A 17,561-nucleotide genomic window follows, 5' to 3' on the forward strand; every position below is an offset into this window, starting at 1 on the left:
GTGGCGGTTTCACTTTGGCAGCAATGTATCGGACGACTACAAGACGAGCTTTCGGCTCAGCAATTCAGTATGTGGATCAGACCGTTACAAGCCGAAATGGACGGGGATACTCTAGTGTTGTACGCACCGAATCGGTTTGTTCTCGATTGGGTGAGAGACAAGTACCTTAATACCATTAATCAATTCTTTACTGAGCAAATGGGCAGTAATGCGCCTAAGTTGCGTTTCGATATTGGTAGCCGTCCAGCGAGTCAACCTGTTCGGCCGACCGCTTCAGTAAAGAGTGCCACGATACCGTCGGCCAATAAGTCCCCTGGTAAGCCGTCGTTCAACACCAATGAACCGTCGACGATGACTAATCATCGTAGCAACATCAATCCAACCTATCAGTTCGAAAACTTCGTTGAAGGTAAATCGAACCAACTGGGTAAGGCGGCTGCATTGCAGGTGTCTGAAAACCCGGGTGGCGCCTATAACCCACTGTTTTTATATGGTGGTACCGGTTTAGGTAAGACACATTTATTGCATGCTGTCGGTAATGGCATTATCAAGAATAATCCCAACGCCAAAGTGGTTTACATGCATTCTGAGCGCTTCGTTCAGGATATGGTTAAAGCGTTGCAAAATAACGCGATTGAAGAATTTAAGCGTTATTACCGCAGTGTGGATGCGCTGTTTATCGATGATATTCAGTTTTTTGCCAATAAAGATCGTTCACAAGAAGAGTTTTTCCATACCTTTAATGCCTTGCTTGAGGGAAATCATCAGATCATCTTGACCTCTGATCGTTATCCTAAAGAGATAGACGGCGTTGAAGATCGTCTTAAGTCGCGCTTCGGCTGGGGCTTAACCGTGGCGATTGAACCACCAGAGTTAGAAACCCGTGTCGCGATTTTGATGCGTAAGGCACAAGAGAGCGGGATTAACCTTCCAGATGAAGTGGCATTCTTTATTGCTAAACGCTTACGCTCCAACGTACGTGAACTTGAAGGCGCATTAAACCGTGTTATCGCTAACGCAAACTTTACCGGTCGCCCGATCACCATCGATTTTGTGCGTGAAGCGTTAAGAGATCTCTTGGCTCTGCAAGAAAAATTGGTCACTATAGACAATATTCAGAAAACCGTTGCTGAATATTACAAGATCAAGATGGCCGATATGCTGTCTAAGCGTCGTTCACGTAGCGTGGCACGCCCACGACAGATGGCAATGGCACTGTCGAAAGAGTTGACCAACCAAAGTTTGCCTGAGATTGGCGATGCCTTTGGCGGTCGTGACCATACTACCGTATTGCATGCGTGTCGAAAAATCGCACAGCTACGTGAAGAAAGTCATGACATTAAAGAAGATTATGCTAACTTGATCCGTACGTTATCTTCATAAAATCAGGGAAATTGGAACACATGAAATTTTCAATTGATAGGGATGCCCTATTAAAGCCACTTCAACTGGTTAGTGGAGCGGTGGAGAGAAGACATAACTTGCCTATTCTGGCAAACCTTTTAGTTGAAGTAAGTGGTCACTCACTTAAGCTGACCGGCACCGATTTAGAGGTGGAACTGGTTGGCCAAGCACAGCTTGAGGGTGAGGTTATTGAGGGGCGGACGACCGTTCCGGCTAAGAAATTTCTCGATATTGTTAAATCACTTCCCGATCAAGTCGAACTTAAAATAGAGCAGCAGGAAAACCGCCTGTTGCTTCGCTCAGGACGCAGCCGTTTTACTTTAGCGACTCTGCCCGCTGAAGAATATCCCAATGTTGACGCCTTTCAGGCGGATATCGAGTTTACCCTCAAACAAGGCACCTTAAAGTCGCTCATCGATGCAACCCAGTTTTCGATGGCTAACCAAGATGTGCGTTATTACCTTAATGGTTTGTTGTTAGAAACCGAAGGTAATGTGCTAAGAGCCGTTGCAACCGATGGGCATCGTTTGGCGTTGAGTCATCGCACCTTAGCCGATTCATTACCTGAAAAGCAGGTCATTGTGCCGCGTAAAGGTGTGTTAGAGCTGCAACGTTTATTTGAAGGTGAAGATCTCGATGTCACCATCGCGATTGGTGATAATGCCATCCGTGCTATCACTCAAAGCGCCGTATTTACCAGTAAACTGGTCGATGGGCGTTTTCCTGATTACCGCCGAGTCCTGCCTAAAGGCGGTGATAAGGTAGTGATTGCCAGTCGTCATCAATTAAAGCAAGCCTTGCTACGCGCCTCTATTTTGTCGAATGAGAAGTTTCGTGGGGTGCGGGTTCAGCTAGAGCAAAATTTAATTAAGATCACCGCTAATAACCCAGAGCAGGAAGAAGCGGAAGAGATCTTAGATATCGAATATGACAATACTCCGCTAGAAATTGGCTTTAACGTCAGTTATTTATTGGATGTATTAAACAACCTACCTTCCGATGATGTGCGTATCACCCTAATCGATGGCAACTCCAGCGCCTTGATTGAAAACCATATTGAAGAAGATTCTATGTATGTTGTGATGCCAATGCGTCTGTAACGCAACAGGTAACGCCACTTTAGGGTGGCGTTTGTTGTACCCGTCTGGTTGATCAATTGAGTATTTAATGAGTTTAACTCGGCTTCATATCGACGCTTTCCGTAACATCACTAGCGCGCAGTTACAGTTAGGCGATGGCTTAAATCTTATCTATGGTCAAAACGGTAGCGGCAAGACCAGCATCTTAGAAGCGATTTACTTTCTGGGGATGGGACGTTCGTTCCGCAGCCACCTGTCGCAGCGTGTCATTCAAAACAGTGAAGACAAGCTCACGCTGTTTGCTAATTTAAGCCTAGGCGATCAACAACACAAAATTGGCTTACGCCGTTTTCGCTCCGGTGATACCGAGGTTAAAATTAATGGCGATAAGGTCAAAAGATTATCGACCTTGGCTGAAACTTTACCTATTCAGGTGATCACTCCTGAGAGTTTTTCACTGCTTTTTGAAGGCCCCAAAGCACGGCGACAGTTTATCGACTGGGGAGCCTTTCATACCGACAAAAACTTCCACAGTGCATGGGCGAATGTCAGGCGTATTTTAAAGCATAGAAATCAGTTGCTTAAAAACAAAATCGCCTATCAACAAATCCAGTTTTGGGACAAAGAACTGGTGCGTTATGCCGAAATCGTCACCGAGATACGAAAGCAATATGTAGGCTCGTTAAATGAACGACTTAAGGGTATAATCGAAGAGTTTTTACCTCAGATAGATGTTAAAGTTTCCTTTACTCGAGGTTGGGATAGCAAAACCGATTATCAGGCGCTATTGCAGGCACAATATCCCAGAGATTTAGCGGCGGGACACACTGCGAGTGGGCCCCATAAAGCGGACTTAAGACTGCGTGTGGGCACTTTGCCGGTGCAGGATGCATTATCTAGAGGTCAACTGAAATTGTTAGTGTGTGCGCTGCGCATTGCACAGGGCAAGCTGCTAAAACAACAAATCGATAAAAACAGTATTTATCTGGTGGATGATCTTCCATCGGAACTGGATGCAAGACACAGGCAACTGTTGTTGCAGCAGCTATGCGATACCGGGGCACAAGTATTTGTGACGGCAATCGAGCCTGCGGCAATAGTGGATTCGTTAAACACACCGCCGGTAAAGGTGTTCCATGTGGAACAAGGGTGTGTAACGGTAATTGAATAACCGACGAGAGAATAATATGTCAGAGAATAGTTATGATTCTTCGAGTATTAAGGTTTTAAAAGGCCTTGATGCGGTACGTAAGAGACCGGGAATGTACATTGGTGATACCGATGATGGCACAGGTCTACATCACATGGTATTCGAAGTGGTCGATAACTCTATCGATGAAGCACTTGCTGGCTATTGTAGTGATGTCACCATCAAAATCCATTCTGATGGCTCGGTATCGGTTAAAGATGATGGCCGTGGTATTCCAGTCTCTATCCATGAGGAAGAGGGGATATCTGCTGCCGAAGTGATTATGACGGTTTTGCACGCCGGTGGTAAGTTTGATGATAACTCTTACAAAGTGTCTGGTGGTCTCCACGGTGTAGGTGTTTCTGTGGTTAACGCGCTGTCTGAAAAACTGCAAATGACCATTCGTCGTGACGGCAAGGTATATGAACAGTTCTATACCCATGGTGTGCCTGACGCACCGATAGCTGAGGTGGGTGAATCCACCACAACGGGTACCGAAATCCGTTTTTGGCCAAGTAAAGAAACCTTCACCGATGTAGAATTCCATTTTGATATTCTGGCTAAGCGTGTACGTGAGCTGTCATTCCTTAACTCTGGTGTCGGTATTCACTTAGTTGATGAACGCGATAACCGTGATGAATTCTTCAAATATGAAGGCGGTATTAGTGCCTTTGTTGATTATTTGAATGTCAATAAAACGCCAGTAAACAAAGAAGTATTTCACTTTATCCAAGAGCGCGACGACGGTATTACCGTTGAAGTGGCGATGCAGTGGAACGATGGCTTCCAAGAAAACATCTTCTGTTTTACTAACAATATTCCTCAGCGTGATGGTGGTACTCACTTAGCGGGTTTCCGTAGTGCATTGACCCGTAACCTGAATGCTTATATGGATCGTGAAGGATTCAATAAAAAGGGTAAAACCAGCGCCACCGGTGACGATGCTCGTGAAGGTTTGACGGCAGTTATTTCGGTTAAAGTGCCTGATCCTAAGTTTAGCTCGCAAACCAAAGATAAATTGGTTTCGAGTGAAGTGAAAACCGCGGTAGAGCAAACCATGGGTGAGCAGTTAAGTGATTACTTAATGGAGCATCCAAACGAAGCTAAGCTGATTGTTGGTAAGATTATCGACGCTGCTCGTGCTCGTGAAGCGGCGCGTAAAGCCCGTGAAATGACTCGTCGTAAAGGCGCATTAGATTTAGGTGGTTTGCCAGGTAAACTTGCTGACTGCCAAGAGAAAGACCCTGCGCTTTCTGAAATATACATAGTGGAAGGGGACTCTGCTGGCGGTAGCGCCAAGCAGGGGCGTAACCGTAAGAACCAAGCGATTCTGCCACTAAAGGGTAAAATCCTTAACGTAGAGAAGGCCCGTTTCGACAAGATGTTGTCGTCACAAGAAGTGGCAACGCTGATCACTGCGTTAGGTTGTGGGATTGGCCGTGATGAATACGATCCAGATAAGACCCGTTATCACAACATCGTTATCATGACCGATGCTGACGTCGACGGCTCGCATATTCGTACCTTGCTGTTGACCTTCTTCTTCCGTCAAATGCCTGAGCTTATCGAGCGTGGTTATGTGTATATTGCCCAGCCACCACTGTACAAAGTGAAAAAAGGTAAGCAAGAGCAGTACCTAAAAGACGATCCTGCACTAACTGAATACCTGACCAACCTAGCTTTGGATGGGGGTGAAATTCACCCGTCGAAAGATGCGCCGGCAATGTCGGGTGCGCCATTAGAGAAGCTGGTTTATCAATATCGCGAAGTCGAGCAAATTTTCGATCGTCTTGAAAAGCGTTTTCCATTGATGCTGACCGAGCGCATGCTGTATCAAGCTCCGTTAACTGACGAACTGTTAGCCGATGAAGCCAAAGTTAAGCAATGGTGCGACACTTATGTGGCTGCGCTAAAAGAAGCCGAGTCTGGTGGGTTTATCTTTAGCGGCGAAGCTGTGTTTGATCCTGAGCGTAAAGTGTATCTGCCACAGATCACTATTCGTAAGCATGGTATCGACGCCCATTACCTGTTCTCGTATGACTTCCTGCATTCAAGCGATTATCTGCGTATGGCGAAACTGGCCGATGCTCTTGACGGTTTGATTGAAGAGGGTGGCTACGTTAAACGCGGTGAGCGTACTAAAGAGATCAGCTCTTTCGTTGAAGCGTTAGATTGGTTGATGGGCGATTCAAAGCGTGGTCTTTATATCCAACGCTATAAAGGTTTGGGTGAGATGAACCCTGAGCAGCTTTGGGAAACCACGATGGATCCTGAGTCGCGTCGTATGCTTCGAGTGACTATCGAAGATGCCATTGGCGCCGATCAGCTATTTACCTGTTTGATGGGTGATCAGGTTGAGCCGCGTCGCGAATTTATTGAATCAAACGCACTTAACGTGGCTAACTTAGACGTGTAAGTCTTATTGACCGTTAAGCAGCAAAAGCCTCAGAGAGATCTGGGGCTTTTTTGTTGCTCATTTTTGACCATCGACTTCGATAAAGAATGAGTTGGAAGCGGGACAAATAGGCCTCATCGATTGCCCTATGACTCACCAGAGCTCGAGTGAAATTGGTTTGCTATAAAACTCGTGGCTTATATGCTGATTGGGATAGATGTTGACTAATAAGCTTAGCGAAAGCTAGCGCATGGTCATTGTCGCCATGCAGACAAATACTACTGGCTTTTATGATGACCGATTTACCATCTAACGTGGCAATAGGCTGATTATTGATAATATGCTCAACTTGCTTCATTGCCGTTTGAGCGTCTTCGATGACGGCGCCGACAAGGCTGCGTGATGCCAAAGCGCCGCTGGCTAAATAAGCCCTATCGGCAAAGGCTTCTTCAATAACGTCAATATGTTGTGCGCGTGCTTGATGGACTAGTGAGCTGCCCGCTAGCATCATCAGTTTTAAGCTTGGATCGACGCGCTTTATCGCATCGATAATGATTTGCCCCAAATCGCTGTTTTCAGCTGCTTGGTTGTAAAGCGCGCCATGAGGCTTAACATGATGTAGTTTTACCTCTAAGGCGTCGCAAATTTGCTTTAAAGTGATGATTTGATTATATAGCGAGTCCAACAGCTCATTCTCGCTTAGCTCCATGGTTTGACGGCCAAAGTTTACTCTGTCTGGATAACTCGGATGGGCGCCAATTAGCACATTACATTGCTTAGCCAGTGTTACCGTTTGGCGCATGGAGGCTTGATCGCCTGCGTGGCCGCCACAGGCGATGTTTGCGCTGGTGATGATGTGCAATAACGCTGCATCGTGTGCGCCTCCCTCACCCAAATCGGCGTTGAGATCGATTGGATAACGCCGCCCAGCTTGCTTTGTGTTAACTGCCATCCATTGCCCTTGCTAAACGATAATGATACTGCTGCCATTCATAGTTGGCACTTTGTGCCTGACTTGGGCTGATATGTTGGAATAGCAACGCTTGTCCCGGTCTCATTTGCGCTACTTTCCATAAATCAGCTGCTATCACGCAGGCAATTCTAGGATATCCGCCAGTGGTTTGCGCATCTGCCATCAATACAATAGGTTGGCCATTCGGTGGAACTTGTACCACCCCTGGCATTACGCCGTGCGAGCGTAAGCTTAGGTCGGTTTCGGTTGTAAGGGGCAGACCATTCAGCCGAGTCCCCATGCGGTTGCTTTGATTGGAGACTTTCCAAGACGTATGCCAAAAGGCTTTTTTACTGGATGGACTAAAGAGCGGTAATTCTGGGCCGGGAAGGGCTCTTAGGATACCGTCGTTGGCGCGTTGTACCGCGCCAATTGGACGACTGAAGTTACCGAAGGCTGTCACGCCGATGTTCAAGCGATCCCCCGCTTCAAGGAAGCGTCCATGGTGTCCGCCAAACTGGTTGGTGATGTCGGTGCCTTTACCCTTTAAAACCGTCTCACAATCTATACCTCCCATGATGGCAAGGTAGCCGTACATCCCTTGTTTCGGACCGCGAATATACAACGTCTCGCCTTTGTTGACCTTACTGCGCCAGCCATTCCATAGGGGTCTATTATTGATGCTGGCATCGAAGTGCCCGCCACATAGGGCGACCCAAGTGTCAGTTTCAAAGCGGAGCGTAAATTCTCCCGCGCTAAATTCTAATGCTGCACTGTTGTCGGGGTTTGCCACTAAACGATTCGCGAGGAGTAATGCTTGTTTATCTATTGCGCCACCAATAGGTACGCCTAAATGGGCGACTCCAGCGCGGCCTAGATCTTGGATCGTAATATGGCTGTTTGCTTGCTCAATATGGATCATGATGTAAATGACCGAGTGGCAACGAAAGTAACGATATCACCAGGTTGTAATAGGCTAGGTGAGGAGTGATGAGGATTAAACAACTTAAGGTGGGTTTGACCGATAAGTTGCCAGCCTCCAGGGCTTTGACTTGGATAGATCCCCGTTTGTTCTCCACCTATGCCGACTGAACCTGCGGGTACTTGCAGCCGAGGCGTTGATAATCTTGGGGTATGTAATGAGGCTGGCAAGCCATCGAGGTAGGCAAAACCGGGTTGAAACCCAATGAAAAACACTTGGTATTTGGCGCTACTGTGTTGGCGAATGACCTCTTCGACACTCAGCTGGTGGGCATTGGCGACATTGTTGATATCGGGGCCATATTCACCACCGTATACCACGGGAATTTCGATATGTCGTTGCGCCAATGAATGCTGCGCCGCCTCATCCCATAGTTTTTGTAGTATCGCTTCGCCAGATTTAAGCCGTTCGGCGTTATCAAAATAGAGTGTTAAGTTATTCATCCCAGGAACCGCATTTATAACACCGGTTATGTTTCGGCAGCGACCAGCTATCCAGCAAAGTTTGTTTTGGAGGGCAAAATCGATTGTGGCTCGCGGCGCAGGGTCTAACACCAAGGCGTTTTCACCTAGAGGATAGATGATACTTTCAGATACCATGGCGGTTTAGACCTAGTTGTGGGAACGATAGGGTTAAGTCTAACTTGGCTTTGTATCGTCGCTCAAGCATTGCACTAAAATGATTGGGATTATTATCCTCGGTCATAAAAAAACGCACCACTAAGGGTGCGTTTTTATTAGCAAAATTAATGCTTACTGCAGTAACGAAATGTCAGCTGCGTGTAAGAACTGATCGCGTAGGCTCGATAGCAAGGCTAGGCGGTTGTTCTTCAGTGCTTCATCATCGGCCATTACCATCACATCTTCAAAGAAGGTATCTACGCTTTCACGTAGGTTTGCGAGCAGTGAAAGGGCTTCTTGATAGTTAGCGGCAGCAAACAGTGGCGCTAGCTGAGGCTGTAGCTCATCAAGCTTGGCTGCTAGGGCTTTTTCGGCGCCTTCAACTAACAAGCTAGCGTCGATAGTGGCTGGAAGCTCACCTTCTACTTTCGCTAGAATGTTAGATACGCGCTTATTGGCTGCAGCGAGAGCTTGAGCTTGCTCAAGGGTTCTAAAGTGAGCAACTGCTTTAATGCGGCTTTCAAAATCGGCCGGTGAAGTAGGGCGACGAGCCAGTACGGCTAAGATCACGTCGACACTGACACCTTGATCTTGATACCAAGCACGGAAGCGGCCCATAAAGAACTCAAGTACCTGTTCTGCCACGTTGTCGTTGCTGAGGTTTTCACCATGAAGCGCTTGTGCTTTAGCAATCAGATCAACCAAATCAATCGGTAAGTTATTCTCTAAACAGATGCGTAGCACACCAATTGCGGCGCGGCGTAGGGCGAATGGATCGGCTGCGCCTTTTGGTGCTTGGCCAATACCAAAAATACCCACTAAGGTATCGAGCTTCTCTGCTAATGCAACGCAGATAGAGATAGGTGCTGTTGGCACGGTATCGCCAGAGAACTTAGGCTTGTACTGCTCAGCAAGTGCAACCGCTACAGCATCGGTTTCACCATCTAGACGCGCATAGTGCATGCCCATGGTGCCCTGTAGATCAGTGAACTCCATCACCATATTGGTCATCAAGTCTGATTTAGATAGAAGACCTGCACGAGCGGCTTCTTCTTGGTTTGCACCAATGCTGCTGGCAATGAAGCCAGCTAACGCTGAAATGCGCTCAACGCGTTGCTTAATGGTGCCCAACTGCTTTTGGAATACCACGGTTTCAAGGCTAGCAAGACGAGACTCGAGCGACTGCTTTTTGTCGGTTTCGAAGAAGAACTCTGCGTCGGCAAGACGCGGACGAACCACTTTCTCGTTACCTGAGATAATCTGCGCCGGATCTTTAGATTCGATGTTAGTGACGAAAATAAAGTTTGGCAGCAGTGCGCCCGCTTCATCAAATACTGGGAAGTATTTTTGGTCGCCTTTCATGGTGTAAACCAAGGCTTCTGCTGGTACGTCGAGGAATTTCTCTTCGAAGTTGGCGGTCAATACCACTGGCCATTCAACCAGTGAGGTCACTTCTTCGAGTAGATCATCTTCAAGATCGGCCACGCCACCGATTTTAGCGGCAGCAGCTTCGGCGCCCGCTTTAATGATCGCTTTACGCTCAGCGTAATCGGCTAACACTTTACCTTGCTCTTTAAGCGCGCTCAGGTAGTTGTCGGCATGGTCTAGCTCTAAGGTGTCTACACCCATAAAGCGATGACCGCGTATGGTGCGAGCAGATTTTATGCCCAGTAATTCGCCTTCAATTAGCTCGCTACCCATTAGCATAGTCACTGTGTGCACTGGGCGGATAAATTGTGTCTTGCTACTGCCCCAACGCATAGGTTTAGGAATAGGTAGCTTGTCTAGTGCGCGCTGGGCCATATCTGAGATCAGTGACTTTGTTTCTACACCAACCACTTTAGCTTGATGTAATAACCACTCGCCTTTATCCGTTTTAAGACGTTCGGCTTGTTCAACGGTAATGCCGTTACCACGAGCCCAGCCCATTGCGGCTTTAGTTGGGTTGCCATCGGCATCGAATGCTTGCGCGATTGCAGGACCACGTTTTTCTACCACTTTATCGGCTTGCGCCAATACCAGTTGCTTAACATTGATGGCTAAACGACGAGGAGCTGCATACCAAGTTGCTGATTCAAAGCTCAGCTCTGCTTTATTTAGCTCTTCGGTGAAGTTAGCTAAAAATGATTCTGCTAAGTTACGTAGTGCTTTTGGTGGTAACTCTTCGGTGCCTACTTCAATGAGTAAGTTTTCAAATTTCATCTTTATAACCCTCTACTTACACATTGGGAAACCAAGCGCTTCACGGGCTTGGTAATAGGATTCTGCAACCGCTTTTGCCATGGTACGAACGCGTAAAATATAACGCTGACGTTCGGTAACCGAAATAGCATGGCGAGCATCGAGTAAGTTAAAAGCGTGAGACGCTTTCATTACTTGCTCATAAGCAGGTAGTGGCAGAGGTGTTTCAAGTGCTAGCAAATGGTTACAGGCTTTTTCGCAGTCATCGAACTGCTTGAAAAGCACTTCTACGTTGGCATGTTCAAAGTTGTAGGTAGACTGCTCAACTTCATTTTGGTGGAAAACATCACCATACATAATCTTGCCCATTGGGCCATCAGTCCAAACAAGATCATAAACGCTGTCAACCTCTTGAATGTACATGGCTAGGCGTTCTAAACCATAGGTGATCTCGCCAGTTACAGGGCTACACTCTAGGCCGCCTACTTGTTGGAAGTAAGTGAACTGAGACACTTCCATACCATTTAGCCAGACTTCCCAACCAAGTCCCCAAGCACCGAGTGTGGGTGATTCCCAGTTGTCTTCAACGAAGCGCACATCGTGGATACCCATATCGACACCTAAGGCTTCAAGTGACCCTAAATAAAGCTCTTGAATATTGCTTGGTGAAGGCTTTAATACCACTTGAAACTGGTAGTAGTGTTGCAGGCGGTTAGGGTTTTCACCATAACGGCCATCGGTTGGACGGCGACATGGCTGGACATAGGCGCTGCTCATTGGTTCTGGGCCTAATGAACGCAAGAAAGTCATGGGGTGGAATGTACCAGCACCTACTTCCATGTCCAGCGGTTGAACGATAGCGCAACCTTGCTGCGCCCAGTATTCTTGCAGGGTTAAGATAAATCCCTGGAATGTTTTTACGTCGTGTTTCGTCGTCATGTCTACTACTGTCAGCTGGTGATAGAAAATGGTTTCGATTATACCTTGTTGAAAACGGCTTATGTAGGTTATTTTTTATCTTAACTGGGGAAAATTGAGAAAAATGTCATGCCTATAATGCGTTGTGGCTGGGTGAGTGATGACCCTTTATATCAGGCTTATCATGATGATGTATGGGGAAAGCCTGTTTACGATAGCCAAGAGCTGTTTGCTAAGCTCTGTTTAGATGGACAACAAGCGGGCTTGTCTTGGCTCACCATTTTAAAAAAGCAGCATAATTACGAGGTAGCATTTGCTAATTTCGATCCTAAAATCATTGCCACCTTTGATGAGCAAAAAGTGGAAGCCTTATTGCAAAACCCCGGTATTGTGCGTAATCGTTTGAAGGTGAACTCGATTATAAAAAATGCTAAAGGCTATTTGGCATATGTAGAGCAGGGTAATGATTTTTCGACATTTTTATGGAGTTTTGTCGATGGAAAACCTAGGGTTAATCATTTCACTTCTTTAGCGCAAGTACCTGCACAAACGCCTGAGTCTGAAGCTATGTCAAAGGCGCTTAAAAAGCTTGGTTTCAACTTTGTCGGGCCGACAATTTGCTACGCCTTTATGCAAGCGGTGGGCATGGTAAATGATCATCTAGTTGATTGCTGTTGTTATCAACAGCCAGATAAATGATTTCGATAAGAGTGGGGTGGATGATTCCATTGTTATATTCGTTATCACTAAAGTTATGTGCACCGAATATTGATTGAATTTTTATATGGCATTAAAAAGGGTGTTCCACGTGGAACACCCTTTTTGAACACCTGAATGGGATTTTTACTTCATTTTGAAATTTTCATGAAATTAAAATTTGCGGCTAAACTCCGGCAGATTTTAAATTTGAAAATTGATTAAAGTTCGAAGAAAAATGGTTTGTGTTTGGTTTTATCACCATTGAGCTGGTCCATGGTTTCAGCGTTGTAAAGTTTGCCGTTGACCATAGTATAAGTTACTCGGTCGGTGACCCGAATGTCATCGAGCGGATTGCCATCGATTACGATCAAGTCAGCAAGCTTACCCGCTTTGATTGAACCCAATTGCTGCTCCATGCCAAAGGTGGTGGCAGGATTAATAGTTGCCGTTTTTAACACTTCCATATTGCTCATGCCACCTTGGGCGAACATCCACATTTCCCAATGCGCGGCCAACCCTTCTCGTTGTCCGTGGGCACCAATGTTTGGTTTAACACCGAGTTCATTTAGCTCATTGGCGACGCGTGCAACATTGAAATGGTTATAGTGTGCATCGGGTGCGGTAGGTCTGCGCATTGAACGGGCCTGTAAAAGATCACTAGGTACATATTTAGATAGGCGAGGGTGAGACCACACATCTGTCTTATCATACCAATAGTTTTCGCCTGAGATACCGCCATAGGCAACCACGAGAGTCGGGGTGTAATGAACGTCGGTTTGGCTCCAGAATTGTTTGATATCGTTGTAAATGGCCCCAGCTGGTAGTGAGTGCTCAACGGTTGAGTGGCCATCGGCGATCATGGTGAGATTATGTTGTAGTAAGCTCCCTCCCTCTGGCACGACCATCATTTCCAATTCTCGCGCTGCGGCAATAACTTGTTGACGTTGATTTCGGCGAGGTTGGTTATAGCTCTTGACGCTAAATGCCCCCACTTTTTTGAGGCGTTCTAAGTGAAACTTGGCATCGTCGAGTGAATCGATATGCGAGGTATATCCCGGAGCATTGGCTCCATACAGGATTGTACCTGTAGAGAAGATACGTGGTCCGGCGATATTACCTGCCTTTTGTTGCTCAGAAGCGGCAAAGATCTCGGTGGTGTCGTTAGAGGGATCATGGATGGTGGTGACGCCGAGCGACAGGTTGGCATAAAGCTCCCAGTTTTGCTGCGGGATAATTTCACTTTCACCTTGTGATCCATGAGCGTGTGCATCAAATAGACCTGGCATTAATGTTTTGCCTTTGATGTCGATAACCTCTGTACCAGCAGGGATCTGGGTTGTTGCATCACCTACAGCGACAATCTTGTTGTCTTTGATTATCACTATGCCGTTATCGATAACCTTATCATCTTCCATAGTGATCACTTGGCCGCCGACAAACGCAATAGTTCCACGTGGAACATCTGCTTCCTTGCTAAAGCCGATATCAGTGATCTTAGGTTCGCTATTCGCGAGTTTAGTGTCATTCTCTGCGGTGGTGTAGCTGCGATCAACGTTAACTTGATAAAGTTCTGGTCCTAATGTCCAGTAAAGCTGATCGCTGTTGTTGTTCCAGCTGATGCTCTCACCTGCACGTACACTTAATTGGGTAACGGGCAGATTACTGGCTTTAGGGCCGATATCTATGGTTTCGCCATGTTTAGCAAATGGGGTTACCCAGACTTTAAAGCGCTCAGCAAATGCGAGTTGTTTGCCGTCCGGTGACACCCTAAACTCTGTTGCGTGCTTACTAGTGTAATGTACCCGCTTTTGGAATCCATGCAGATTAATTGAAGATAACTGTGGCGTCTCGCCGTGGTCTAAAAAGAAGACTCGGTCTGACTCTGCGCCAAACTGAGGCTGATAGCCATCTGGGGTTATTTTGCTGTTGGCTTTACCTTTGATGTCGACTACGTATAGACCGGGTTCCTGAGACCAAGTTCTAGGGGTGATATTGCCACCTTTGGCTTTACGGTAAACCACTAACTCGCCATCTGGTGAAAAGGTGGGCTCAACATATTTGCCCGGTTCTTGGGTGAGTATTTTGGCTTTGCCGCCACGTGCACTGATAACGCGGACAGTGCCTTGCTTGTCATCATCCCAAGTGGTGAAGACTATCTGCTGGCCGTCGCGAGACCATTGCGGGAATAGCTCACGCAGGTCTGCATCTAGCTTAGTGAGTCGAGTGACCTTGCCATCGGGGAGCGCCTTTATCCATAGCTTACCTAAGGCTTCATAGATGACCTTTTTACCATCTGGAGACACCTGCGCCATACGTAGCATTTTTACGTCGAAGATATCTTTGTCTATGTCCTGCTTAAAGCGTACCGAGGGTTGTATCGCAAGTTCTGTTTTAACCGAGAAGGGGATCTGCTTAACTTGCTTATCTGCTACCTTTAGGCGGTTAATTTTGCCACCTGCCCAGAACACAAGTTCTTCATTATCGGCGGTCCAGCTCATTGTTGGATATACGCCGTGAATAGCCCAGGTCTCCTGCATGTCACGGTCGAGTTTGTCGTATAGTTTGGTTTTTTTACCAGACTTCAAATCGAGCAGATAAAGCGATGACTGAAACCCATCACGTTTAATGAAGGCGAGCTTGCTTCCATCTGGGCTTGGGGTTGGACGAATAGCACCACCAGTGCCTTCGATGAGCACCTCAATGTCACCCGTTTGAGTGTCGTAGCGCTTAATCTTATAGATACCCTTGACCGAGTCTTTTGAGTAGTGGAACGTTTTTCCTGGTGTCGCATCTTGGCTAAAATAAACGTAACGACCATCTGGCGAATAGGCGGGTTCGCCCAGATCTTTTTGTTCATTAGGACGCTCTGTGAGTTTTACACCATCGCCACCAGCAACATGATATAGCCAGACTTCACCTGCACCTAAGCTACGGCTGCCGGTGAAATGCTTACGCGCGATAAGGTATTGTGAATCTGGGCTCCAAGCTGGGCTGTTGAGTAAGCGGAATGTCTCTTTTGTCACAGGGCGAGGGTTGCTGCCATCGGCATCCATAATCCATATATTGTCGCCACCATCTTCATCTGAGGTAAATGCAATGGATTTACCATCAGGGCTATAAACGGGCTGCATCTGCCATGCGATGCCTTTAGCGAGAGCTTTTGCTTCGCCACCTTCGATTGGCATTTGGTAGATATCGCCCAACAGATCGAACACTATGGTTTTGCCATCAGGACTTACACTGACGTTCATCCAAGTGCCTTCGGATACGTCTATTTTGATTTGTTGAAGCGGTGCATTTGCTGGAGCATTAACTTGCCAAGTGGTGGCATCTTGAGTGGTTTCTTGTGCAATTACTTGGGGGCTTAGAGTGAGTGCTATTGCTGCACATAAGGGCTTAATTTGTTGTGTTAGCATTATTATATCCGTCTAGTTGTTATTGTTTCCATAGGCATGCGTTGTGCCGAGTATCGCTAGTTTTTACTTATTGATGGTGAAATGTGTATAGCTGCAAAATTATGTGCTAGCGACATTTATATCACTGTCAGTTTTATCGATGCAGTTTTATAAATAATAGTTATCGCATAAATTGGTTAACAGTAACACCCAATTTATGTGACAGAAAATGAATGGTATTTGAGATGGCGAAATAGAGTCTAGAGTGAATGCAAGCCACTTGTGTCAGTGGCTAGTTCTGAGGTAATAAAGGTGTGGCGTCGATTAAAGTAATTGCAGCTGTTCACTAAAATGCACTTTGTTACCAATATCTATGGTGGCGTCATTGAGCACTTTACAGGTGACACCACCACGCCAATCTGGAGTTAATGCTTTCTCTAAGCCTGGGAAGGCTGCTTGCATCTTTCTGCAGGGATCGGTTTCACCTGTAACTAGAAGCTGTAGATCTCCAACATGCATAATTTTACCGACATCTTGCGGCCCAAAGCTGACACCTTCGACCAGTAAATTGGCTCTGCGTGTTGTCCATGGTAGTTGAGCGTTAAGTGATTTGCAGGTCTGCTCCCATTGGTCGAATGAGAGCACTGTGACTTGTCTGTTGCCTGGTTTACCAAAAATATCTTGGGCAACGCCGCTGCTCGTAGTGACCAATGCGGTTGAGGTTTCTAACATTGGGCCGCGCTTGACCACTTTATAGCTAATGCCTTGTAAAATTGCCATTTATCCGTCCTTTTGATGACTATCACTCAGTGTAAACTGTGCTCGACTCAGCTGGCAAGTGTTACTAAAAGGGCAAACTCTTATGGACTATAAGCCTTTTTTTATCAGATATTGGTATGGTACGGCTTCGGTGTTACTGGCTATTAAGGTATGGTCCATAAATTCACAAAAGCTGGGGATATCCCGGGTGGTTGCCGGATCATCTGCAATGACCAATAAGGTCTCGCCATCATTCATATTTCGAACTGACTTTCTAACCATCATTACTGGTTCTGGGCAGCGAAGTCCCATGGCATCGAGTTGGTGTTGGGCGTCTGAAAATGGATTACTCATATATTCAACCTTAGAAGATGAAAAAATCACTTTAAACAGAAGCAGCTAATATTACGCTAGCGGCATGACTAAGCCAAGATGTGGGCACGGTTTTGTGAACTCAAGGGGGTTGTTTCACGTGAAACAACTTCTTTATATGGTTTACTCGAGTGGATCACTATCGGTTAACCAGGCATATTTACCGTTCGTCGCGCGAATAAGATCTTGTGGCGTGATGCCAATATCTAAGCCGCGACGCCCTCCACTGATATAGCAGCGTTCTAGTTTTTCTGCACTTTGATGAATAAAAGTGACGAGACGTTTTTTTTGGCCGATAGGGCTGACCCCTCCCAATATATATCCTGTGGCTCGCTGCACGACATCGGCAGGCGCCATGGCCGCTTTTTTGGCTGCGGCGGCTTTAGCCAAACGCTTCATATTGAGCTTTTCATCGACAGGGATGATGGCGACCACCAATTGACCTGAGTCCAGTTGGGCGACTAAGGTTTTAAAGACCTGCTCCACCGGAAGGTTAAGTTTTTCTGCAGCCTCTAAGCCAAAGGCTTTGGCGTTGCTATCATGTTGATATTCGTGAAGGCTGTAGCTGATGTTGGCTTTATCTAAGGCTTTGGTTGCTGGTGTCATTGCTCTTTCT

General features: G+C 46.5%; 14 protein-coding genes. 5 read left to right on the top strand and 9 right to left on the bottom strand.

Going from position 1 to position 17,561, the window contains the following annotated elements; translation table 11 throughout:
* The 4 genes from dnaA to gyrB all read left to right on the top strand — a co-directional run bounded on the left by dnaA (position 1) and on the right by gyrB (position 6,088).
* Positions 1-1,383, top strand: a complete 1,383-nt coding sequence (gene dnaA, locus AC0VXX_RS00005) for a chromosomal replication initiator protein DnaA (RefSeq protein ID WP_475515403.1) — start codon at positions 1-3, stop codon at positions 1,381-1,383.
* A gap of 20 nt (positions 1,384-1,403) precedes the next feature.
* The gene (gene dnaN, locus AC0VXX_RS00010) at positions 1,404-2,504 is read left to right on the top strand and encodes a DNA polymerase III subunit beta (RefSeq protein WP_475515404.1); all 1,101 of its coding nucleotides are present in this window, start codon (positions 1,404-1,406) and stop codon (positions 2,502-2,504) included.
* Positions 2,505-2,571: 67 nt separating this feature from the next.
* Entirely contained in the window at positions 2,572-3,654 is a 1,083-nt protein-coding gene (gene recF / locus AC0VXX_RS00015) for a DNA replication/repair protein RecF (RefSeq protein ID WP_475515405.1), read from the top strand.
* 16 nt (positions 3,655-3,670) lie between these two features.
* A complete protein-coding gene (gene gyrB / locus AC0VXX_RS00020) occupies positions 3,671-6,088 on the top strand; it encodes a DNA topoisomerase (ATP-hydrolyzing) subunit B (RefSeq protein WP_475515406.1) in 2,418 nt (805 codons plus the stop codon).
* 160 nt (positions 6,089-6,248) lie between these two features.
* Here the strand turns inward: gyrB and pxpA are convergent, their stop codons facing one another.
* The 5 genes from pxpA to glyQ all read right to left on the bottom strand — a co-directional run bounded on the left by pxpA (position 6,249) and on the right by glyQ (position 11,741).
* Complete coding sequence (gene pxpA, locus AC0VXX_RS00025; RefSeq protein ID WP_475515407.1) at positions 6,249-7,019, bottom strand: 5-oxoprolinase subunit PxpA; 771 nt, start codon at positions 7,017-7,019, stop codon at positions 6,249-6,251.
* Complete coding sequence (locus tag AC0VXX_RS00030; protein ID WP_475515408.1) at positions 7,009-7,941, bottom strand: 5-oxoprolinase subunit C family protein; 933 nt, start codon at positions 7,939-7,941, stop codon at positions 7,009-7,011. The genes pxpA and AC0VXX_RS00030 overlap by 11 nt, the downstream gene beginning before the upstream one ends.
* Positions 7,938-8,600: a 5-oxoprolinase subunit PxpB gene (pxpB, locus tag AC0VXX_RS00035; RefSeq protein ID WP_475515409.1), complete on the bottom strand. Its 663-nt coding sequence runs from the start codon at positions 8,598-8,600 to the stop codon at positions 7,938-7,940. Before pxpB ends, AC0VXX_RS00030 begins: the two co-directional genes overlap by 4 nt.
* Before the next feature lie 153 nt (positions 8,601-8,753).
* A complete protein-coding gene (gene glyS, locus AC0VXX_RS00040; RefSeq protein WP_475515410.1) occupies positions 8,754-10,823 on the bottom strand; it encodes a glycine--tRNA ligase subunit beta in 2,070 nt (689 codons plus the stop codon).
* A 12-nt stretch (positions 10,824-10,835) separates the two neighbouring features.
* Positions 10,836-11,741 (bottom strand): glycine--tRNA ligase subunit alpha, encoded by a 906-nt coding sequence (gene glyQ / locus AC0VXX_RS00045; protein WP_110458781.1) that lies wholly within the window; start codon positions 11,739-11,741, stop codon positions 10,836-10,838.
* A 108-nt stretch (positions 11,742-11,849) separates the two neighbouring features.
* Between glyQ and AC0VXX_RS00050 the strand changes: the two genes are divergently transcribed.
* Positions 11,850-12,419 carry a DNA-3-methyladenine glycosylase I gene (locus AC0VXX_RS00050; protein ID WP_475515411.1) on the top strand — a complete coding sequence of 190 codons (570 nt, stop codon included), beginning with the start codon at positions 11,850-11,852 and terminating at the stop codon, positions 12,417-12,419.
* A gap of 218 nt (positions 12,420-12,637) precedes the next feature.
* Here the strand turns inward: AC0VXX_RS00050 and AC0VXX_RS00055 are convergent, their stop codons facing one another.
* From AC0VXX_RS00055 to ybaK, 4 genes are all read right to left on the bottom strand, one after another.
* The gene (locus tag AC0VXX_RS00055; RefSeq protein ID WP_475515412.1) at positions 12,638-15,835 is read right to left on the bottom strand and encodes an amidohydrolase family protein; all 3,198 of its coding nucleotides are present in this window, start codon (positions 15,833-15,835) and stop codon (positions 12,638-12,640) included.
* Between the two features lie 303 nt (positions 15,836-16,138).
* Positions 16,139-16,594 carry an MOSC domain-containing protein gene (locus AC0VXX_RS00060; protein WP_475515413.1) on the bottom strand — a complete coding sequence of 152 codons (456 nt, stop codon included), beginning with the start codon at positions 16,592-16,594 and terminating at the stop codon, positions 16,139-16,141.
* Between the two features lie 87 nt (positions 16,595-16,681).
* Positions 16,682-16,927, bottom strand: a complete 246-nt coding sequence (tusA, locus tag AC0VXX_RS00065) for a sulfurtransferase TusA (RefSeq protein ID WP_110458777.1) — start codon at positions 16,925-16,927, stop codon at positions 16,682-16,684.
* A 141-nt stretch (positions 16,928-17,068) separates the two neighbouring features.
* Positions 17,069-17,551 (bottom strand): Cys-tRNA(Pro) deacylase, encoded by a 483-nt coding sequence (ybaK, locus tag AC0VXX_RS00070; RefSeq protein ID WP_475515414.1) that lies wholly within the window; start codon positions 17,549-17,551, stop codon positions 17,069-17,071.
* Positions 17,552-17,561: the final 10 nt, after the last annotated feature.

Source organism: Shewanella sp. QJM3NY_23, from assembly GCF_056173105.1.